This window comes from Mitsuokella sp. AF33-22 (assembly GCF_003475755.1).
Classification (GTDB): domain Bacteria; phylum Bacillota; class Negativicutes; order Selenomonadales; family Selenomonadaceae; genus Mitsuokella.
On the sequence record NZ_QRQA01000001.1, the window covers coordinates 20451 to 42308 of the forward strand.

Genomic DNA, 21858 nt, shown 5'->3' on the forward strand with positions numbered 1-21858 from the left:
ACGTGAGTTACGAAGAAATTAAAGCAGAAATCTGCGATGTTTGCCATAAGATGTGGCAGCTGGGCTGGGTGGCAGCCAACGACGGCAATGTAACCGTCAAGCTCGACGACGGGACGTTCCTGGCTACGCCGACAGGCATCAGCAAGAGTTTCATCACGCCGGAAAAGCTCGTGCGCATCGATGCGGAGGGCAAGGTACTCGAGGCCAAAGAAGGGTATCGCCCGTCCTCGGAGATCAAGATGCACATGCGCTGCTACAAGGACCGCGAGGATGTCGGTGCCGTGCTGCACGCACATCCGCCCACGGCTACGGGCTTTGCCGTGGCCCATATTCCCCTGGACCGCTACGATATGATTGAGACGGTCGTATCGCTCGGCTCCATTCCCATCACGCCGTATGGCACGCCATCCACATATGAGGTGCCGGAGGCCATCGCCCCGTACATCCAGGACCACGATGCTGTCCTGCTCGAGAATCACGGTGCCCTGACGATGGGAGCTGATCTCATCGGCGCGTATTACAAGATGGAGACGCTTGAGCTTTTCGCGAAGATCAACCTCGTGGCCTATCAGCTCGGCGGGCCGAAGGAGATCTCGAAGGAGAACATCGATAAGCTCATCAAACTCCGCAGCTATTACGGCGTGACGGGCCGTCATCCCGGCTACCGTCATTATGCAGAGGATTGAGAACAGGATTTGAGAAGATAACGATAGAGAGAATCAGGAAAGAGCGCTCGCCTGACGTCCAGGCGGGCCGTTTCCCGAAGGAGGGCTAGTATGAAAGAAGAAGGGTTTGCAGCTGCTGTGCAGCCAGAGGTACAGGAGGCTTCTGCGCCTGTCGTGCCGAAGGAATACCGGTTCTATTTCGGATTGCTCGTCACGTGCTTTGCACTCTGGGGCCTGCTCAACAACATGACGGATAATCTTGTGCCGTCATTTGCCAAAATATTCATGATAAAAGCGGTCGATTCGTCCCTGGTACAGGTCGCCTTCTACGGTGCCTATGCCGTGCTGGCCCTGCCGGCAGCCTTTATCATCAAGCGGTATTCCTACCGCGTGGGCGTCCTGGTCGGCCTGGGTTTCTACATGATCGGTGCCTTCGGCTACATCCCGGCGGCCATCCTGCAAAGCTATAATCTGTTCCTGGTTTCGATTTTCGTTCTGGCCGGCGGCCTGTCGGTCCTCGAGACGACCTGTAATCCTTTTGTATTGTCCCTGGGCGATGAATCCACGAGCGTCCGCCGCCTGAATTTTGCGCAGGCGTTCAACCCGCTCGGCTCCATGGCTGGCCTGTTCCTCGCCAAATACGTCATCCTCTCGCATCTGAATCCGGCCACGCTCGAGGATCGCCTGGCCATGACGCCGGAGCAGCTCACGGCTGTACGCGATGTCGAGCTCTTCTGGGTGTGCGTGCCGTATGTCGGTTTGATTCTCATCGCGTTTATCATCTGGTGTGCGTTCTTCCGCAGCAAGCTCAACGACAAGGATGCCGGCGAGGAAATCACCGTCAGGGAAGCACTTTCGCGCCTCATCCATCTGCCGCGCTATGCGTTCGGTGTCGTGACGCAGTTCTTCTACGTCGGCGTACAGATTGCCGTCTGGACCTGGACCATCAAGTATGCGATGGCCAACCTGCACGTCATTGAGGCTGAGGCTGCCAACTTCTACATCTATTCTATCTTCCTCTTCATCGGCTGCCGCTGGATATGCACGTGGCTCATGAAGTACATCACGCCGGCGAAGATGATGGCTGTCTTTGCCTTGGGCGGCATCCTCTGCTGCCTTGGCACGATCTATCTGCCGATTGATGTTTCCATTTACTGCCTGATCGGTATTTCCGGCTGCATGTCGCTGATGTTCCCGACGATTTACGGTATCGCACTGCGCGGCCTCGGCGCTGAGGTCAAGTTCGGCGCCGCGGGCCTCATCATGGCCATCCTCGGCGGCGCCATCATTACGCCGATCATGGGTGCTCTCGTTGACAACAGCACGCTTGCCTTCCTGGTCAGCGGCTTCAACCCGGAGCAGACGGCGATCCGTTCGGCCTTCTATTTGCCGGTCCTCTGCTTTGCCGTGGTCCTGGCGTATTCCCTGGCCTTCCGCAATGTGAAGGATTAATCGAATCATTCCCCTTCTGAGCTGCCTGTACGGGCAGCTCTTTTTTATGCCTGACTGGCTTTGTGGTACCAGAGCGCGTCAAAGAGCAGCAGGAACGCGACGATGAAGAACATGTGGCGGATGCCGAAGAAGGCTGCGAGATGGCCGCCGAGGAAGGCTCCGGTGAACATGCCGATGAACTGGCACGATTGGTTGAAGCCGTAGATGCGGCCAAGGCAGTTTGCTGGTGTCAGCTGGCGGATGAGGTTGTTGATGGAGGGCATGAGGCCGGCGACGGCGATGCCATGGATGAAGCGCAGCAGGGCGAGCTGCCAGGGAGCCGTGACGAGGCCCTGCGGCAGGGAGACGAAACCGGCGAGCGTCAGAGACGCGAAGAGGACCTTGTGCGAGCCGATGGTATCGGCCAGGTGGCCGATGCGGGAGGCAAAGAGCATGCAGGCAAAGCCGGCGCTCGAGAAGATGACGCCGGAGATCAGCGCGATGTGGTCGTCGGTGAGCGAGAGTTCCTTCACGTAGACGGTGAGAATCGGCTGGATGCAGGTCAGCGAAAAATGCATGATGAGCGTGGTCAGGAAAAGACCGAGAATTGCGCTGCGCTGGGGCAGGGAAGCAAAGGTGGCCTTCAGCCCCAGCGCGGCTTTCCGGGCTGCCGGGCGCATGGTTTCGTGGACGCGGGTCAGCGCGAGGAAGCCGAGCAGGCAGCAGCAGCCGATGAGCAGGAAGGTGTGGCGGATGCCGATGATTTCCGATAAGAAGCCGCCAAAAAGCGGTCCCAGGAGGCCGCCTGTGACCTGAGCCGTAAAGAACATGCCCATGGCCCAGCCGGAGTGATCCTTCGGCGTTTCCTGGGCGATGAGCGGCACGACGGCTGCCTGGAAGCCTGACAGGCAGCCCTGCATGAGGCGCAGGACGACGAGATGACAGACCGACGTCGCAAAGGACATGCCAATCATGATGAGCCCGAGCCAGCCTGAGGCGCGAAGGATCATGGGCTTGCGGCCGTAGCGGTCGGCAAGCCGGCCCCAGATGGGGGAGAAGATGGCCAGGCTGATGAAGTTGCAGCCAAAGACGATGCCCGCCCAGCGCGCGACGTCCCGCGGATCCGTGACGCCGAGTTCCTCGATGTAGATTGGCAGGATTGGAGCCATCTGGCTCATGCCGACTGAAACGATGAAAGAAGCCAGGCAGCAGATGAAAAGATTGCGTTTCCAGATTTCCATAAGATGCAGTTCCTCGCAGAGTATGTATGATTTCTTCTATTATAACGTTTTTTGCCGAGCAGGGCATCACAAAGGCGCAGCTGCTGCGAAAAAACAAGTGAATGCGCCATGGCAGAAGGACTTTTTCTTTCTTCGTCGAAATGTTATCTATGAACTGTAATTCACCTTGGTCGTGTATCGTCATTACGAAGAAAGAAGGGATCTGTATGATCTGCAGAAGATGTGGCTGCATGCTGGACAAGGGGACGCGGATCTGTCCCTTCTGCGGCGAGCCGGTGACGTTTGACGAAACGGGCCGCCGCGCAGATGCACAGGCTGGTCAGGCAGCGGAAACAAACGGCCTGCCGGAACTCGTGGCTCTCCGGGAATTGTCGCCGGTGCCGGGGACCAGAGAGGAAACGATTGCGGAGCTTCGCCGGCTCCAGAAGTATTTTTCCGATATGGATGAGAAGTATGCCGTACTGGAAGACCTTTGGATGATGAGCTCCCGCTGGCGCCAGCCCTCGCGCTCACACTGGCTCATCGGGGGCGGTCTTTTGGCTCTGCTCCTGTACCTGCTCATCGGCATCCATTTCCCGGCAGGCGTCATCGTTCTGTTCCTCGTACTCTGGGGGCTGATCTCGTATCTCGGGTATCAGCGCTCGTGGCGTGCCTACCTGGCGCACAAGCGGAAGACGGAGCTCGACATCCGCACGACGGAGAATCAGATCCGCAACTTCTACAACGATGCGCTGCGCTGCTTCCTGCCGCTCGATTACACTTCGCCGGAAGTGTTCCACGAGCTGATACTCGGCCTTGATTCGGGCATGATTACGTCGTTTGAGGATTATCGCATCAACAATTGAAAACACATAAAATGAGAAGGCAGTCCGCCGACTCCTGTGAGCCGGCGGACTGCCTTCTTGTATATGCGTTATCTCATTGTCATTGCATCAGTGGATAATCCAGCTGACGAAGTAGATGGCCAGCGGAATCGTGACGCAGGCGATGCCGATGAAGTCGATGTAGACGCCCGTGCGGATCATCTTGGTGATGGGGATGTAGCCAGACGCGTAGACGATGGCATTCGGGGGCGTGGAGACCGGCAGCATGAAGCCGAGCGATGCGGAGAGGGCGATGGCGACGGACACCGGAATCGGGTCCATGCCGGCGGACATGGCGGCCGTGATGGCCAGCGGGCCAATCATGTTCGTGGCGGCCGTATGGCTCGTGAGCTCGGAGAGCAGCAGGGCCATGACGGAGAAGATGGCGACCATGGCGATGGCCGAGGGCTCGCCGCCCATCATGGTGATGATGGCATCGCCGACCCATTGCGAGAGGCCGGTCTTATACATCATGCCGCCCATGGCGAGGCCGCCGCCGAAGAGAATCAGCGTGCCCCATTCGATGCCTTCCTTGGCTTCGCTCCAGGTCAGCGTGAACTGGCGGCGCTTGAAATTGATGGGCAGAAGAAAGAGCAGCAAAGCGCCGGCCATGGCGGCGACGGCTTCAGGGAAGAGTCGGTTGTACATCTTGAGGACAGGCGAGGTGCCGCCGAGTGCGATGGAGAGGAAGCCCGGCAGGACCCAGAGCAGGACGGCGACGCCGAAGCAGAAGACGGTGTTCTTCTGTGCGCGGGTCCACTCGCCGAGCTCGGCAATCTTGCTCCGGACGAATTCCTCGGCACCGTCGATGCGCTCGACATCAGCCGGGAACATGCGAATGAGGACGATATAAGCGATGATGAAGTACAGGACCATGGCGATGAAGCCCCACGTCATCCACTGGAAGAAGGAGACATGGATGTTGCACATCTGGTCGAGGAAGCCCAGCATGATGAGGTTGGGAGGCGTGCCGATTGGGGTCAGGACGCCGCCGATGGAACAGGAATAGGCCGTCATCAGCATGAGTCCCGTGGCGTATTTGTATTCGTGCAGATCGATTTCCCGGCCGTTGGCGGCGAACATCTCCTTGATGGAGGTCAGAAGGCCAAGGCAGATCGGGAACATCATGGCAGCGGTCGCCGTATTGCTGACCCAGCCGGAGCACAGGGCGGCCGCGAGTCCTACGGCGAGGAAGATGCGGCGGGGATTTGAGCCGACCCAGGAGCGCGAGAGCAGCCAGTAGGCGAAGCGCTTGTCGATGCCGTGCGTCATCATGGCCTTGGCGAGAATGAAGCCGCCCATGAAGAGGAAAATCATCGGATTGGCGAAGGCCGCGAAGGCCGTGCCGGCAGGCACGACGCCCGTGATGACGGCCAGAGTCGGGCCAATCAGGGATGTGACGGGGATGGGCACGGGCTCGGTGATCCACCATAGGGCGACGAGCACCATGATGGCCAGCAGCTTGTGTGCTTCAAGCGTCAGCCCGGCAATCGGGGTAAAAAATACGAGCAGAGCAAGGATGGGAGCGCCGAAGAGACCAATCGTGCGGCGCTTGCGGTCAAAAGCTTGTTCAGCTCGTTTTACGGCTAGTGCTTCTTGACTCATCTTGTCCATAGAGAATACCTCCTGTTTTTTTATGATTTCTGGTGCGAGGATGAGTAGACTGCGCAGGTCCTATGTCTAATGATAATGAAAAATCAGAACTTTATCAATAGAAAAATGCTATTTAAATGATTCTTTTTTCGAATCATTTAAATAGCATTGAATTTTTCTGATGTGATGGCTGTGTTTTCGGGAGGCCTGGCCTCATTCACTGGTGTAGCGTCTGGCCAGCAGATCTTCCACCGTGCGCTGTTTGTTGTGCTCGATGTAGCGGTGGATGAAGATATTCGGGATGGCTACGCCGATGGCGATGCCGATGATGATGATGATGGCGAGGATGCCGCTGCGCAGTCCGTCGAGCAGCATCGCAAGCGTGATGGTCTGGATGTTGAGGATGGCGAAGAGCAGCCGGTAGAGCAGGACGCCCGGGATCATCGGGATGGCCGACGGGATGGTCAGGATGATGTTTGGCGTGTGGAACCAGTGAATGGCCTTGAGCGCGATGAGGCCGACGACCGCGGCGCCGAGGAAGGAGCCGGCAGCCTGGGAGAGCCCGAACTGCATGACGCAGATGTTGCGCAGCAGCACGGTGATGATGCCGCCGACGGCGACGACGGGCAGCAGCCGGCGCGGGATGTTGAAGATGATGGAGAAACCCATCGAGGAAATGGCTGCGGCGACGGCCTGCGAGAAGTAGATGGTATCTGGCTGCAGGCTGACGTTCGTGAAATCGGCCACGTTGCCGAGGCGGATGGCGATGACGATGCCGAAGGTCATGCTGCCGACGACGAGCAGGGTGTTCATGGCACGCGTCATGCCGGAGACGATGAAATTGTTCAGGAGGTCGTCGACGGCATTGATGAGCGGGATGCCGGGGACGAGAAACAGCGTACAGGCAATCAGCGGATACCAGTTCATGGTTCCCGTGAGAAACTGCGTGCTCCAGGCCAGCATGGTCGTGACGAAGGAGGTGATCGCGATGACCGCGTAGATGTTGAAGCCGTAGCTCGTGCAAAGGCGCTTGACGTAGAAGCCGAGGAAGGCGCAGAGGGCGGTCAGGAAAAAGTCCAGCCAGCTGCCGCCGAAGAGCTTGCAGAAGCCGCCGCAGGCAGCACCGGCGCCGAGTGCCGTGAGCCAGAAGGGATAGTTGCGCGGACGGTTCTTGATGGCCATGAGCTGCTGCTCGAATTCCTCAAGCGTGTAGTTATTGGCCAGGGCCCGCCAGGTCAGCTTGCTGACGGCGGAAAGGGCCGTCATGTTGATGCCGTGTTTCTTGCACTTGCGGAATTCCGTGTAGGAGTGCGTTTCATCATTGATGTTGAGCATCAGGGTCGTGTACATGATGTGCTGGTGGACGCGGTCTTCGGGGATGCCCATGTAGGCAGCCACGCGCATCATGTCGCGAACGGTGCGGTCACTGTCCGCACCGCTTTCCATGAGCAGCTGGCCCGTGTGCAGCAGCAGGTGCAGCTTGGCGCTGATCTCGGCATAGGGCCTGGTCAGCACGGTCTGGTCGGGGGCGGCTGTTTGTTGTTCCTGTAATGGTTTATCGTGTTCCATCGATCACACTTCTTTCCGGATAGGCAGGAATATGTCGCTATCGCTCGTTTTCTCCATTATAACTTGAAGGCATGATGCTTTCAAGCTCGCGACTTTCGTCACGGGGAGTTGACGGCAAAGCTGGATGCTATAGCTTGCGGTATCTGCTATAATAGAGGCGTCGCTTTTTAGAGATTGATTTTTCCATGCGTTCTCGCCGGATTTTCAGAGGCGCATGGTATGATGAGGTCGACTATAAGGGGGGGAATGAGATGATGATGAAACGCTGGAAAAAGCAGGCTGGCATGCTTCTGGGCAGTGCTCTTCTGGGTACGAGTCTGTTCGTATTGCCGGCGGGGCGGGCGGAGGCCGTCGACGCCTGGGCGGTGGCGGCACAGTCCCTCGGCGTGCTGGCCGCGTACAAGTCGAGCCTTGCGAGCATCCTCGCGATGGGCAATGATGTCAATGCGCAGGTCGCCAGTGCCCGTCAGGACCGGCAGGAAAACGGCCTGGACGATAACGAGCACGATGTCAGGATCGTCAACAAGGTCATGCAGCAGCTCGTCACGCAGGGGCGCTATGTGCTCAAGGCCAATTCCCTGCCGTTTATCTGGGGCGTCAACAACAGCAATGAGTTCAATGCCTCTTGTTTCCCCACGGATTACATCAGCATCAACCGGGCGCTCGTGCGCGGGCTCGAGTGCGATGAAGATGAGCTCGCGGCCGTGCTCGGCCATGAGATGACGCATGGCATCGAGCAGCACAGCGCGCGGAATTACGCGAAGGCCGTTGCGCAGTATTACGGCATGAGCTTCCTCAACATGGACGCGGGGCTCATGGACTGGAACAAGCTCAATGCGCTGGCCAGTTATTCCATTGCGAAGAATGTGACGCTGCCCACGGAGTACGAGGCCGACGAAGGCGGCTTTTACATCATGACGAGTGCTGGCTTCAATCCCGGCGGGCCGGCTGCGGTCATGTACCGCATGGCGTACTATCTGACGTATGAGACGAAGAATGTCCTGGAGTATCAGGACCTCGATGAAAAGAACAAGAATCAGGAGAACTTTTCCGACCATCCGGAGACGGAACTGCGTGAGCAGCGGCTTGCGAAGATGATGACGGATTACGGCTGCGGCCACGTAACGGTCAGGGACAGGAAGAATGTGCTCATCGACGGGCAGGAGCTCCTGACGGCGGACTGGACCCGCGACGATTACGACAATACTGTCGAGAATGCCTATTATACGGCCGGCGGTCTTGCCAAGGCCTTCCACGATTACGATTCTCCGGACTCGTGGAATTTCCGCCCCGATGGTGAGGGAGGCGTGGATTTCCTCGATGACAGCCGCGTCTATGCGGTCCTGCGCGATGCAGTCAGGAGCCGTGGACTGGGCTCGAAGCTCGAGCAGATGGTCCGCGCGGCCTATGCGGGCGAAGCGCAGTCCGGTGCCCGTGCGGCCATGAGGCAGGAAGAGGCGCAGCGGGAGGCATCCTTCGCGGCCGTGCAGCAGGACGTGCAGGCGGCAGATGCCAAGGCCGTCAAGAAGATGCGGGAAAACGGCGATGCCTACAGCGACTATGGCATGGGCAGGCAGGCACTCTGGGAGTTTTCGCGCGTCTTTGCGTCAAAGAATATGGACGATGAAGCGGAAAGCTATGTCATGCGCGGCCGTGCCAAGGCCGTTGAAGGCGACTATGCGGGCGCGCTGGCCGATGCCAACAGGGGCGTGGCCCTCGACGGCAAGAATGCGTACAACTTCCTCAACCGTGCCGATATTTACCGCATGGCGGGCAACCGCGAGGCCGCACTTTCTGACTGCGCCAGTGCCAAGAAGGTAGACGCAGAGAATCCATTCAGTTATCTGATCAGCGCAGAGATTGAGGACGAACAGGGCAATAAGGATGCGGCACTCAAGGAATACCAGGCATTCTACAAGCTGCGCCCGGCGGCCTTCCGCCGGATCCCGCCGGAATACCTGCAGAAGATCTCGGCCAAGGATTACAAGACCTGGCAGAAGGAAAAGGCCGAGGCCAGAGACAAGGCCAGGAAAGCAAAAAAATGAAGCGTTGAGACAAAAGAAAATGGAGATGTCCGCAGAAAGCCATGAGGCTCTCTGCGGACATCTCCATTTTTCTTACGCTGTTTTCAGTTGAGCGGGAGGCTGTTACCAGCAGCCGCCATTGTAGCCGCAGCCGCCGCGGTACTGGCCGCGCTGGCTGTTCCCGCCGCAGTAAGCCTGTCTGTTGTAACAGGCCGAGCGGTCGCCCTGGCAGTATGCGCCGTTGTTGCAGGCGGCGTTGTTAGACCAGCAGGCTTCAACGGGGCAGTTGTTTGCGCTCTCATTGGAAGCCGCGAATACCGGCACGGCGATTGCCAGCAGCAGGCCGGCGATAAAAGCGATACTGATTTTTTTCACGACAAATCCCTCCTTGGCTCGAAGTGATAGAGCGATGTGTACTCCTGCCCTTATTATACCAGAAAGGGGGCAGGAGAGGGAGGGGCAGAAATGAAAATCAGAACCAGGTATGCACGATGGCAATGGCGAGGCTCATGATGACGATGGAGCAGAGGAAGGCGCCAATCATCGGGCGGAAACCCTTCTGCAATATGACGCTGAAATTGACGTTGAGTCCGAGGGCAGCCATAGCCATGCCGAGCAGCAGATAGGCGAGCTGCACGAAGGAGGGAACAAAGGCATCGATGGCCGGCACATAAGAACCGACGGCGCTGGCAAGGATGAAGCCGCCCATGAACCAGGGAACCGGCACGGACATCCTGCTGCCATTGTCCGCACCTTGCTTGCGGGTACGGCGCGCTTCGAAGATGCCGACGATGATGGCGACCGGTGCAAGCAGCAGGACGCGGGAAAGCTTGGCGATGATGGCGCTGTCGGTACCGGCCGGTCCTGCGGCGCCGCCGGCAGCTACGGCATGCGCAATCTCGTGGAGGCTCAGGCCGGCCATGACGCCGAACTGGGTGTCATTGAAGCCGAGGACGGGCTGCAGCGTGACTTCGATGAGCGTGAAGACGGTGCCGAGGATGGCGACGATGGCCACGGCCAGTACGGACTGGTCGGTCTTGGCCTTGACGGCGCCCGCGATGCCCATGACGGCCGCGGCGCCGCAGATGCTGCAGCCGCAGGCCGTGAGCAGGGCGAGCGTGTGCTCGACCTTGAAGAAACGGGCGACAAAATAGTTGAGCGGGATCATGACGGCGACGATGAAGATGGCGGCCTCGAGGCTCTTGAGGCCGGCGCTCATCAGGATGACGAGGTTGAGCTTGAAGCCCAGCAGGATAATGCCGGCACGCAGGAATTTGTTGGCGATGAACGGGGTGCTCTGCTGAGCGGAAAGCGCCACGGGGCGCAGGAGCTGCAGGCACATGCCGAGGATCAGGGCCAGCACGAGATGGCCGATGAGCGAGAGACCCGGCAGTTTCGCGAGGGCCTGACCGGCGAATGAACAGGCCAGCGTGACGAGGAAACCGATGCTCGCGCGCCGCCAGTAGAGATCATAATTGCGGATATTCATGTAAAAACTCCTATGTCGAGAAAAAATGCGAAAAGAATCAGCTGACGTCCCGATTATAGGCGGAATTAGCCAGTATGTAAAATTATGTATTATAATATATCGATTATAAAATCTTATTGATATTTCTGTTATAATGCTAAAGGAAACAGTATTTATCGTTTGGAGGTTTTTGTATGTTGGATTTCCGTGTGGCGACATTTCTCTGCGTCTGCCAGACCATGAACTTCACACAGGCAGCCAAGGCGTTGAATATCACGCAGCCAGCCGTGTCGCAGCACATCCGTTTCCTCGAAGAAGCCTATAAGGTGCGGCTCTTCCATTATGAGAACAAGAAACTATCGCTGACGCCGGCCGGCTGCATCCTCTACAAGCGGCTGACGGCGCTCAAGAACGATGAGCAGGCACTGCGGGCTGAGCTGCACAGCCGCGTGACGGAAATCGAGGAGATTGCACTGGGCGTGACGATGACCGTGGGCGAATACGCAATCATCGGGCCGCTCGCCGCCATGCTGCGCCGCCATCCCGAGCGCAATGTCAAGCTGCGCTTCGGCAATACGACGCAGCTCCTGCAGATGCTGGCGGAGGGCACCATCCAGATGGCCCTGGTCGAAGGCTATTATCCGAAGGATCAGTATGCGCACTATCGTTACAGTACCGAGGATTACATCGGCGTCTGTGCAGCTTCGCATGTCTTTGCCCATGGCGAGCCGCGCACCTTCAGCGATCTCCTCGGGGAGCGGCTGCTCGTGCGCGAGGAGGGTTCCGGGACGCGCAATATCCTCGAGCGCAATCTCGCCCTGCGCGGCATGAAGATCGAGCATTTCATCCACTTCACGGAAGTTGGCAACATGCACACGATCATTGGGCTCCTGTGCCGGGATTGCGGCATCTCGTTCCTCTACAAGACGGCCGTGGAGCATGAGCTGGCCAATCATATGCTGCGTGAAATTCAGCTACTCGATTTCTCGATGCAGCACGATTTCGATTTCATCTGGGAAAAGGGCAGCATCTACACGGAGCAGTACCAGGCCTTTGGCCGTGAGCTGGCTGCCTGCGCACGTGACGTTGCCAGGGGCGGGGACGTCCGTAACGAAATGGAAATTGTCCCGCTGCCAGAGCAGGTGTAAAATAAAGAAAACGGAGGTGGAGACTATGGTGAAAATTGCGTTGCTTGGTGCTGGAAAAATCGTGCAGGAGGCATTGACGGCCTTGCGGGAGGTGCCGCAGATGGAGGCTGTGGCCATCTTTACGCGGCCTCAGAGCAGGGCGAAGGCGGAGAAGCTGGCTGCGAAATGGCATATCCCCAGGATCTATACGGACTATGAAGCGATGCTCACGGCGGAGGATGCCGATTTCTTTTACGTCGGGCTCGCGAATCATGTCCATTATGCCTATGCCAGGCGGGCGCTGCAGCACGGCCGCCATGTCATCATGGAGAAGCCGTTTGCGCCGACGGCGACTGAGATTCGGGAACTCGCGGACCTGGCAAGGGAGAAGGGCCTCTGCCTCATCGAGGCTGTGACGCCGTTTTTCCTGCCGAATTATGAGGTCGTGCGGGAAGCTTTGCCCCATCTCGGCCGCATCCGTGCCGTACAGGCAAATTATTCGCAGTATTCGAGCCGCTACGACCGCTACCTGGCGGGCGAGGTCCTGCCGGTCTTTGATCCCGAAAAATGTGGCGGTGCTCTGTACGATATCAATATCTACAATCTCAATCTGCTCGCCGGTTTGTTTGGGCGGCCGCAGGCCATGCATTACATGGCGAATACGGGCTATAACGGCATCGATACATCGGGCGTGGCCGTGCTGCGCTACAAGGATTTCTTTGCCACGGCTGTCGGTGCGAAGGACAGCGCGAGCCCCGGTTTCTTCCTCGTACAGGGGGAAACGGGCTGGCTGCGTGTGGACGGCGCGCCCAATGAGATGCCGGCTGTGACGCTTTCGTATGGCGGCAGGACCTGGCAGGTACAGAAGAACCGCTATGCGCACCGCATGGTCCACGAATTCCAGCGCATGGCGGAAATCTACGAATCGCATGATTTGGCTGCTGTTCAGCGCGGCTTGTCGCGCTCCGTGCTCGTTGGTGAAATCGTCGACGGCCTGCGCCAGTCGGCGGCGATGAGCCAGCCATAAAAAACGGGATTTTTATGCCAGCCCCGAAGATTCGGACAGATGTCCACAGAGTCTTTATTTTTTCGGGCTGGCATATTTTTATTTTGTCAACATGTAACAGAAAATTTTGAAAATAACAACTACAGAAATGTCGGATTTTGTCGGATTACGTAGGATGTATTGCATGATGTGAACATAGACATGTTTTATCCATCGATGGGAGACAAAATGAAGCACTGGTAAAGGAGAGGATTTATTTGAAATCGAAACTTTCTATTGCAGCAGTTATGCTTTCGGCGATGATCCTGGGAACGCAATGTGGCTTTGCGGCTCCGGCCAATCAGAAACCCGGCGTGAAGATTCTGGCCACGGGCGGCACGATTGCCGGCAGCGCGGCTTCCAAGACGGCAACGTCCGGATACAAGGCCGGTTCGCTCGGCATTGACGTACTGATGGAGGCTGTGCCGGAAATCCAGGATTATGCCAAGGTTTCCGGTGAGCAGGTCTGCAATATTTCGAGCAATAATATGACGGATGAGCTGTGGCTCAAGCTTTCCAAGCGCATCAATGAGCTGGCAGCGCAGAAAGATGTCAACGGCATCGTCGTGACGCACGGCACGGATACGCTGGAGGAAACGGCGTATTTCCTCGACCTCACGGTCAAGAGCGACAAGCCTGTTATCCTCACGGGTGCCATGCGCCCGGCGACGGCCATCAGTGCTGACGGCCCGATGAATCTCCTGAATTCCGTGCGCCTCGCTGCGGACAAGAAAGCTGGGGGCAACGGCGTCATGGTGCTCCTGAACGATGAGATCGATAATGCGCGCGATGTCACGAAGTCGAACACGACCTCGGTCGATACCTTCAAGTCGCACAACGGCCCGCTGGGCTTCATGAACGACGGTGTGCCGGATTTCTACAACAAGCCGTTGCGCCTCCATACGACAAAGACCCCGTTTGACGTGCGCAATCTGACGTCGCTGCCGAAGGTCTATGTCATTTACGGTACGGCCGGTGCGGACGGCAGCCTCGTGGACGCTGCCATCAAGGCCGGTGCAAAAGGCATCGTCTATGCCGGCACGGGTAATGGCAGCATCCATCAGCAGGATAAAGAGGCGCTCATCCGGGCAGCCAAGGCCGGCGTTGTCGTCGTGCGCAGTTCGCGCACCGGCAGCGGCATGGTCGTGCCGGAGCCGGAGTACGCCAAGGAAGGCTTCCTGGACGGCGATTCCCTGAACCCGCAGAAGGCACGCATCCTTCTGCAGCTGGCTCTGACCAAGACGCATGATCTCGGCGAGATCCAGTCGATGTTCCACAAATATTGATCCTATCTTTCTCCCCCTGGCGGGACGGCGCAGGCCGTCCCGTTTTTCTTTGCGCATTTTTGTTTCCGGAAACAAGCAGGGAAATGTGAGGTCGAGCTAGAAAGATAAAATATGGAAAACGATAACACGTGACAGGATTGATCAGGGGAGGTCGTGCTATGATCGGGTTAGAGGATAAGAAGGAAATCTGGCTCGGCTTGCCGCAGGATACGCCGGAGCAGCAGGTATGGGCCGATAATTACTACGATGCCGAGCTGGTGCCCATGGCGCAGGAACGTTTTGTCGGGCATTATGCGACGGAGAAGAAAACATCGTATTACGGCATGTTCCTGCTGCTGGGGTCTTCGTGGGAGCAGGTAGCCTTCAATGTCAAGCTCCTGGAACCGCAGAATGTCCATGTGCTTTGCAGCCGGGACCACGACATCCAGCTCTCCCTGCTCTGCAGCAATCTGGGACTGGATGAAGGGAGCTTCTGCGTGACGACCATCCAGGAAGGCGATGCGGCGGCGCTTTACCGCGTAATCCGCAAGCAGCATGATATCTGGGATTCCATGGGCAGGAGTGCCATCGACATCACGGGCGGTTCGCCTCTGATGCGCACGGCAGCCGCGATGGCGGCTGCCTATCTCGATATCGATGTGTACCGCCTCGAAAGCCACTATATGCCGAAGTATCATCATTATGAGCCGGGTACGGAGCGCATGCAGAGACTCCCGTCGGTACAGTCCATCCTGCTTTGAGCCGGGATGGTAAGGCAAGACGCCACAGGAAAGGGATGGCAGCATGAAGCAGATGACGGAGCTGCAGCAGAAAATCGTCGATTTTTATCATCAGAATCCATTTGTTGAATACATTCACGCGCAGGTCGTGCCGACGCCGGACGGTCAGATCCGTCTGGAGCTCGATGTCGAGGAGGAGCATACGAATCTTTACGGCATCATCCACGGCGGCGTGCTCATGACGCTGGCCGATACGGCCATGGGCGCTGCGGCGCTCATGCACAACAAGCGCGTGGTCACGATTGAGCTCGGCATGGATTTCATGCATTCGGTGCCGTTGACGACGCATATTTACGCGCAGGGGCAGGTACTGCACGACGGCCAGCACAACATGACGCTCGAATGCACGATTACGGACCGTGACGGCAAGCTCTATGCCAAAGCGCATGGCACGTTCTATGTGCTCGGCCGTGTTGACGATTAAAATAAAATTAATTTTATACTGTTAACAAATAATAATTACAAATTATACTGGATATATCTGCGAAATGCTGATATAATAAAGTCATCAAGAGATGTTACTACGTATTATCTTTTAGGAGGAAATGAAATGGCTGAAGAAAAGAAAACTCAGTATGCAGGAACTCAGACGGAAAAGAATTTGTGGGCTGCTTTTGCCGGTGAAAGTCAGGCAACGAATAAGTATACGTATTTTGCATCACGTGCAAAGAAGGACGGCTATGAGCAGATGGCTGCACTGTTCCTGAAGACGGCAAACAATGAACGTGAGCATGCCAAGATCTGGTTCAAGGAACTTGCTGGTATCAGTGATACGCCGGCCAATCTGGAAGATGCTGCCGCAGGCGAGAACTACGAGTGGACGGACATGTACGAGGGCTTTGCCAAGACGGCAGAGGAAGAGGGCTTCAAGGTTCTGGCACAGAAATTCCGCATGGTTGCTGCCATCGAGAAGCATCATGAGGAGCGTTATCGTGCACTGCTCAAGAACATCGAGACGTCGCAGGTCTTCGAGAAGAGCGAGGTCAAGATCTGGGAGTGCCGCAACTGCGGTCATATCGTCATTGGCACGAAGGCCCCGGGTGTATGCCCGGTCTGCGCACATCCGCAGAGCTTCTTCGAGGTCAACGCCGAGAATTACTGATTTGCCTGCATAATCATCCATCACAGCAAACAAAAAGGAGGACGTTCGTCCTCCTTTTTTAGTCTCCTGGTCAAGCCAGCGGGGCTTTTTTATTTTGCCTGATATGCTGCAACAATGCTCGGCATCCCTTGAGCACATCGTCATACGTTGCGGAAAAATTATCGGTGTACCAGGGATCGGTGACTTCGCGATGCTCGCCGGCACAGTCGAGCAACAGACAGGTCTTGCGGTCGGGATCGCCTTTTGTCAGGCGCCTGAGATCGCGCATGTTTTCGTTGTCCATGCCGATGATGAGGTCATACGTCTCGTAATCCTGCGGTGTAATCAGGCGGGCGCGGCGCGGTGTAAACGGGATGCCCTTTTTCCGCAGCTGCGCTTTGGTGCCGGGATGCGTGTCAGAGCCGAGTTCATCGCGATGGCAGGCCGCTGAGGCCACCATAATCTGGTCCTGCAGTCCGGCCCGGCGCACGAGCTCCTTCATGACGAACTCCGCCATCGTGGAACGGCAGATGTTGCCATGGCAAATAAAAAGTACTTTCACCAAAGATACGAACTCCTCTCTATGCCAAACTATGCCAAATTAGGCCGAATTAATGCCGGTTCCCGGATTTTGCCAGTCCATGCAAGAAAGACAATAAATGGCATAACTGGGCACAACTCTTCCCCACTAAGTAGTAAAAGTAGTAGTAATTGGGGCGATTCCTACTACTAAGCGGTTTCTGGGATCGATTATAGCAGAAAAGGGAGTGCTGCACAAAATTTGCAGTACTCCCCTTTTTGGGGGTCAATGGACCAGGCTATCTGTGAGATTTTGGATACGTGGAGAGAGTGCCAGAAGGCATGTAAGAAGGAATATGGTCCATTCTATAAGAAATCTAGCTATGTCTACACACATTTAGATGGTACAAAGACTACCTCTAACAATTTACGCTATTTCAACATCTGGTGTGGTGAAAACCATCTTCCTGGCACATTCCATAGTTTGCGCCATACACATGCGACACAATTACTGGATGCAGGTATGGACCTAGACTACGTCTCGAAGCGACTAGGCCATTCAAGTGTCCTATTGACTTCCAAAACTTATATCCATGTCTCGACCAATCGACGCAGGAAAAGCATATCCATCATGGATAAGGAACTGGTCGAGACTCAAGACCAGCCTCACTCCCCTTCCGCAAAATCAAAAAAATTGCGGAAGAAATGAGGAAAGAGCCGCAGAACCCTTGATATATAAGGATTCTACGACTCTGTATGCTTATCGGAAGTAATGTATGCCTGGAATCAGAAATGATACCCAATGTACACATTTCCACCCAATCCCCTGTGCTCTCCCGCAAACCCTCTCATGGTCAGTCTCAGATCCCAAGGGCTTTCTTTGGTGGCTTCCTGCTTCCAGCCCAGTTCCAGCATGGCACTGCTGCCGCCTGCATCGGCCCTGCGGATGGGGGCGGAAAGACCTGCTGCAGAAACGGTGCCTTTGCTTTCGCCGTCAAATTCATAATCCCAGGCCAGGCCGTAGAAGAAGTTGTTCCGTCCGCTGCGGTTGTTCACTCTCACGCCAATGCGCAGCAGGTCGCTGTCCACGCTGTCGAGGTCGTATTTCACTTCATTCGCCATAAAGGAATCACTGCCCATGTGGGTGTGGAAGTACTTGCCGTATACGTCAAGATCCCGGGCAGCCCGTTGGGTGCCGCCGCGGCTCTGGCTTTCGGTTTCGTCCGTCAGATCGAAGATGTGTCCAAAGCCCAGATGGCCGCCCCAGTAATTGGCCCGGGTCTCATAACTGCAGGCGCGTCCGACTGCATCGTGAAGCACGTCGCTGGCACTATTCTTGATCCTTCCGGCCCGTACGGAGGCTTCGTAGTAATTCTTATTCCTGGCGGTAAACTTTACCATGGCTCCGCCGCCGTTATAATGGACGTCGCCATTTCCGTTAAAACCGCTGCCATCCGTATCATAATGACTCTTGCCGTATTCGTAGAACACACTGTAGGCCAGGTCGCCGCTGGTAAGGTCTGCATCATTACCTACGCCTACCATACCGTTCCAGTTATAGTTCTTGACCTGACTGCCTGTATCGTATACATCCCGGCTGCCGCCAATGCTGGCAAAGGTGAATACACCCGGCTCATTCTGATCCAGTCCATTCAGCACGCCCTCCATCCGGTCCCTGCCAGAAGCCAGGGCGCTCATCGCCGCTTCATTGGCAATCAGCGCGTTATGGGTTTCTTCCGTAGCCTCAACGATTGGCTTACCCGTTTTTTCTGTTACATCCATTTTGTAGATGACATTTCCGTTTGCCAGGAGTGAGGCTTCGCCTGTGCCGGTCAGGCCATTGCCTACATTCCAGATGCCTTTTCGGGTCGTCAGATTTTCTTCCTTAAGTGTCGTGTTTCCATTCGTATCAAGAAGCGTCATGGAATAGTCCCCGGTTGACACGATTTGTGCCAGGGAATTCACTGTGAAACCGATATCCCTGGTATCAACTTTTGTATTCGCCAAACTGAACGTCCCGGGTGCCTTGAGCGACAGGACGGTTCCATTCGTATTCCAGTCAATGGTTTTGTACGTAATGGTATCAATGTTTTCGAGACCATAAGAAAGAATATGATTGCCTGACAATTTGAGTCCCAGGGTACCGTCAACTGTTACACCACCATTTTCAAAACTCCATTGTTTGCTACCCTGAATTCGGTTTTTACTATTGTTATAAAGATCGTCCAGACCGCTGACTTCTGATGCCTTCGATGCATCAATCAGATATACAGGTTTCTTAAGGACAGTGCCATTGATGGTGACAGCGTCATCGCCTTCCTCCATTCCTGTATCGCCATTCATTTTTCCCCTGGCTGTATTGGAAACTTCCAGCTCTGCGTTCTCAGGGAGACTGACTATACCTGTACCTGTAACCGTAAGTCCGGTGTTTTCCGGGTTCAGGTCATGGAAATAAATCGTATCGAAATTGTACAGGCCATGGATGGTAGTGCCATTCCAGCCGGTTTCAGAACCGGTAATGGTCCTGGTTCCCGATGTATCTGTCATGGTGGCGATATATCCCAGATTCAAGGTATTACCGGAATGCAGGGGATTTCCATTTACGTCTTTTCCGGTGTAGTCATCATCATCAGATTTCCACCCGTACAGATCCGCCTTCGTAAGATCCGGAGTGCCGCTGAGATTTACCTCATTTTCTTTGATCTCTCCAACACCTTTAAGGTCGAAGAATCCGGCTCCTGCAATCACAACATTATTGTCCAGAGAATAAGGTGTTATGGTTCCTCCTGCGATATTGACCACATTCCCGGTTACGAAATCCTGAACAGCACTTTCCGCATTCGTATTACCATCACCGCCAACAATATTATCCGCAGAAATCCTTCCACCTGATATATTGACAAGATTTTTCTGTGCCTTGCCGTTATTTGCATATCCGCCGTTAACAGACCATGCAGAAATATTGGATTGTTTACCGCTTATGGATACTACATTGCCGATGACATCACCACCACCATCATTAGCGCGGCCGCTGATAATACTGCTATTTTTCACAGTGACGTTCCCATTTGTAATAGAGATGGTATTATTATTGGCACTGCCATTATCGGTATACCCACCATACATATCATTAGCTGAGTTCACAGTGCTGTCGGTAATATTTATCTCGTTTTCATTGGTGTTTCCCGAACCATTTTCCACCTTACCGCCGATTACGGTTTCCGCAGAAGCCCCATTTTGGAGCGTCACCGTGTTGCCGTTGGCTTCATTGCCGGTGTTGTCGTTTCCCTGCACATAGCCGCCCATGACTCTTTCCGCCGTGCTGTGGTTCATGGTTACCGTATTGCCGCTGGCTTTTCCCACCGGGTTTTGGACTCCGGAAGTGTCATCCAGCTGTACAAGACCGCCATCGATTTCAGTGGCCGTGACGTCCGTGGCATCTACCGTATTTTTAGAAGCGGAACCCGATGCACCGGTAAAATCTCCGCCGGCCACGGTAAGACCGTTGTCTTCAGACAGGGGAGAGGCATTATTCAAGACAACGTGGTTTTCATCCACGGATGCCTTCAGGGTATTGACACCTTCTGCATGTCCCACATAGGCTCCTGCCACCAAATCTGCCTTTATCCTGGTTCCTTCGACTGCGTTTCCTGTTACGGTCATACTGGTATTCCCGGCAGAACTGAGAACGGCATAAGCCCCGTTGATGATGGGGACATCCGTGTCCGTTACCTTGGCTGTGTTCGTTACCTTGGCTGTGTTTCCTGTTATCTTCAAACTGGCATCTGCTTTGCTTCCGTCAACAATGGCTCTAGCCCCTGCAATCATTCCGGTAATTGTAGCCTTCGCGCTGTTCACGGTAATCGTATTATTCGACACTGTGCCTTCTGTACCACTAAAGAAACCGGCTGCCATGCTGCCATGCAGCGTATTTTCTCCTTTCCGGCTTTCCGGTACCGTAAAGGCACTGTTGTCAAAGGTGAGATTATTTCCGGAAACCGTGACATGCTGGACTCCTGAATTCTTATAGCGTCTCACGTACCCACCATAAACTCCGTTGCCATCACTGAAAACGCTGTTTTTAATGATGACCGTATTATTGGATGCACTTATATCCGCTTTATTTCCCGAACTGCTGATAGAAGGGTAAATCGCCCCACCCAAAATAAGACTACGGATGGCTACGCCTTCGGCTTCTACGATGTTGGAATCCGCAGACGCGGTATAACTGTCATCTGTATCAACGTCTACCTTTCCCCATACAGGTTAGTGTGGTTATCCATGAGAGAAGCGGAGTTGACGCGAACCGTTACTGTATTGTTGGAAGCCTCACCGGCAGCTTTTCCGTCTGCTGCTTTATTGAGTTTCGCATACCCGCCAATCACCTCTTCCGTACTGATTCTTTCATTTGAGGATGTAATCGTGATGGCATTCTGGCTGGCCTTGACTTCGCCATTCCCTTCGGCCATTCCGCCATAGAGATCATTTCTGTCGAGCAGGACATTTTGATTTACCGTAACCGAGCTTTCCGTCACATCACCCGTGCCGCTGTACCCGCCTATCACATCCACAGCTCCTGAATCTCCTGAAACTTTCATGGCTGTTGTGCCATCTCCCAGGACAATTTTATCCCCGGGTTCTCCGCTGATGTCGGAGGTAACATCATTCGTATAAATATAAGACCCGTCCGTTCCTTTCGTATATCCTCCCGGGAGGGCAGCCAAGGCCGTACTGCCGGAAAAAGACGCAAAAATAAGGCTCGTAAGAATACGTGCTGTCAGTTCGTTCCATTTTTTCGTTTTCATTCTATTTCCCCCTCTGAAATTCCCCAATCTTTTCACGGCTGATATGAAGAAAAGAAAATAACAAATACAGAAAGATTCCCTGGAAAGCCCCCTTCAATTTCCTCCTGATTCGCTTGGCTGAATATTGTTTGAAACGGCCTATCAACCGTAGAAAGCCGACGTATCCTGCACTTATTATTTTGCAGTATTATACGTTTTTTTATAAAAATGCGACAATTTTCGCAAGCAAATCTTTTTAGTTGTTCGTTTATGTTTTTAATGCAAACATAATTATTGTAATGTAATTTTAATTATATTATACATCAACAAGAATTTAAATGGAAAGGATTTTGAAAAAACCGGGAGTGTAAAATAGTTTGTGT

Annotated in this window: 19 protein-coding genes; 11 read left to right on the top strand and 8 right to left on the bottom strand. The window is 54.9% G+C overall.

The genetic code is table 11. The features are described 5' to 3' along the window. The first annotated feature begins 2 nt into the window (after positions 1 to 2). Positions 3 to 686 carry a class II aldolase/adducin family protein gene (locus DWZ54_RS00150; RefSeq protein ID WP_118474023.1) on the top strand — a complete coding sequence of 228 codons (684 nt, stop codon included), beginning with the start codon at positions 3 to 5 and terminating at the stop codon, positions 684 to 686. Between the two features lie 90 nt (positions 687 to 776). Then, positions 777 to 2117 carry an L-fucose:H+ symporter permease gene (fucP, locus tag DWZ54_RS00155; RefSeq protein WP_118474024.1) on the top strand — a complete coding sequence of 447 codons (1341 nt, stop codon included), beginning with the start codon at positions 777 to 779 and terminating at the stop codon, positions 2115 to 2117. 44 nt (positions 2118 to 2161) lie between these two features. Here the strand turns inward: fucP and DWZ54_RS00160 are convergent, their stop codons facing one another. Continuing rightward, positions 2162 to 3337: an MFS transporter gene (locus DWZ54_RS00160; RefSeq protein WP_118474025.1), complete on the bottom strand. Its 1176-nt coding sequence runs from the start codon at positions 3335 to 3337 to the stop codon at positions 2162 to 2164. Positions 3338 to 3543: 206 nt separating this feature from the next. Here DWZ54_RS00160 and DWZ54_RS00165 point away from each other — a divergent pair, with 206 nt between their 5' ends. After that, positions 3544 to 4182, top strand: a complete 639-nt coding sequence (locus DWZ54_RS00165) for a hypothetical protein (protein ID WP_147369874.1) — start codon at positions 3544 to 3546, stop codon at positions 4180 to 4182. Positions 4183 to 4269: 87 nt separating this feature from the next. On the opposite strand, the gene DWZ54_RS00170 is transcribed toward DWZ54_RS00165, so the two are convergent. Next, complete coding sequence (locus DWZ54_RS00170) at positions 4270 to 5814, bottom strand: DASS family sodium-coupled anion symporter (RefSeq protein WP_118474027.1); 1545 nt, start codon at positions 5812 to 5814, stop codon at positions 4270 to 4272. A gap of 192 nt (positions 5815 to 6006) precedes the next feature. Next, positions 6007 to 7362: a threonine/serine exporter ThrE family protein gene (locus DWZ54_RS00175; protein WP_118474028.1), complete on the bottom strand. Its 1356-nt coding sequence runs from the start codon at positions 7360 to 7362 to the stop codon at positions 6007 to 6009. A gap of 254 nt (positions 7363 to 7616) precedes the next feature. Here DWZ54_RS00175 and DWZ54_RS00180 point away from each other — a divergent pair, with 254 nt between their 5' ends. Continuing rightward, a complete protein-coding gene (locus tag DWZ54_RS00180; RefSeq protein ID WP_233541576.1) occupies positions 7617 to 9407 on the top strand; it encodes a M48 family metallopeptidase in 1791 nt (596 codons plus the stop codon). A 102-nt stretch (positions 9408 to 9509) separates the two neighbouring features. On the opposite strand, the gene DWZ54_RS00185 is transcribed toward DWZ54_RS00180, so the two are convergent. Both DWZ54_RS00185 and DWZ54_RS00190 read right to left on the bottom strand, forming a co-directional pair. Then, entirely contained in the window at positions 9510 to 9761 is a 252-nt protein-coding gene (locus DWZ54_RS00185) for a hypothetical protein (RefSeq protein WP_118474029.1), read from the bottom strand. Between the two features lie 97 nt (positions 9762 to 9858). Next, on the bottom strand, positions 9859 to 10875 hold the full coding sequence (locus DWZ54_RS00190; protein ID WP_118474030.1) for a YeiH family protein: 1017 nt from the start codon (positions 10873 to 10875) through the stop codon (positions 9859 to 9861). 173 nt (positions 10876 to 11048) lie between these two features. On the opposite strand from DWZ54_RS00190, the gene DWZ54_RS00195 reads away from it, so the two are divergent. The 6 genes from DWZ54_RS00195 (at position 11049) to rbr (ending at position 16193) form a co-directional block, all read left to right on the top strand. Further along, on the top strand, positions 11049 to 12002 hold the full coding sequence (locus tag DWZ54_RS00195; RefSeq protein ID WP_118474031.1) for a LysR family transcriptional regulator: 954 nt from the start codon (positions 11049 to 11051) through the stop codon (positions 12000 to 12002). A gap of 25 nt (positions 12003 to 12027) precedes the next feature. Beyond that, positions 12028 to 13008 carry a Gfo/Idh/MocA family protein gene (locus tag DWZ54_RS00200; RefSeq protein WP_233541565.1) on the top strand — a complete coding sequence of 327 codons (981 nt, stop codon included), beginning with the start codon at positions 12028 to 12030 and terminating at the stop codon, positions 13006 to 13008. Positions 13009 to 13244: 236 nt separating this feature from the next. Continuing rightward, a complete protein-coding gene (locus DWZ54_RS00205; RefSeq protein ID WP_370245694.1) occupies positions 13245 to 14312 on the top strand; it encodes a type II asparaginase in 1068 nt (355 codons plus the stop codon). 158 nt (positions 14313 to 14470) lie between these two features. Beyond that, positions 14471 to 15052, top strand: coding sequence for a hypothetical protein (locus DWZ54_RS00210; protein WP_118474032.1), 582 nt, complete (start codon positions 14471 to 14473; stop codon positions 15050 to 15052). A 43-nt stretch (positions 15053 to 15095) separates the two neighbouring features. Then, a complete protein-coding gene (locus DWZ54_RS00215) occupies positions 15096 to 15515 on the top strand; it encodes a PaaI family thioesterase (RefSeq protein WP_118015246.1) in 420 nt (139 codons plus the stop codon). Positions 15516 to 15641: 126 nt separating this feature from the next. Further along, positions 15642 to 16193: a rubrerythrin gene (gene rbr, locus DWZ54_RS00220; protein ID WP_118015245.1), complete on the top strand. Its 552-nt coding sequence runs from the start codon at positions 15642 to 15644 to the stop codon at positions 16191 to 16193. Between the two features lie 70 nt (positions 16194 to 16263). On the opposite strand, the gene DWZ54_RS00225 is transcribed toward rbr, so the two are convergent. Then, positions 16264 to 16737 carry a low molecular weight protein-tyrosine-phosphatase gene (locus DWZ54_RS00225; RefSeq protein WP_118474033.1) on the bottom strand — a complete coding sequence of 158 codons (474 nt, stop codon included), beginning with the start codon at positions 16735 to 16737 and terminating at the stop codon, positions 16264 to 16266. A 243-nt stretch (positions 16738 to 16980) separates the two neighbouring features. On the opposite strand from DWZ54_RS00225, the gene DWZ54_RS12105 reads away from it, so the two are divergent. Continuing rightward, positions 16981 to 17400 (top strand): tyrosine-type recombinase/integrase, encoded by a 420-nt coding sequence (locus DWZ54_RS12105; protein WP_147369875.1) that lies wholly within the window; start codon positions 16981 to 16983, stop codon positions 17398 to 17400. Between the two features lie 77 nt (positions 17401 to 17477). On the opposite strand, the gene DWZ54_RS00235 is transcribed toward DWZ54_RS12105, so the two are convergent. Continuing rightward, positions 17478 to 20729: a hypothetical protein gene (locus tag DWZ54_RS00235; RefSeq protein ID WP_147369877.1), complete on the bottom strand. Its 3252-nt coding sequence runs from the start codon at positions 20727 to 20729 to the stop codon at positions 17478 to 17480. Positions 20730 to 20938: 209 nt separating this feature from the next. Further along, positions 20939 to 21496, bottom strand: coding sequence for a hypothetical protein (locus tag DWZ54_RS00240; RefSeq protein WP_118474036.1), 558 nt, complete (start codon positions 21494 to 21496; stop codon positions 20939 to 20941). Positions 21497 to 21858 lie beyond the last annotated feature (362 nt).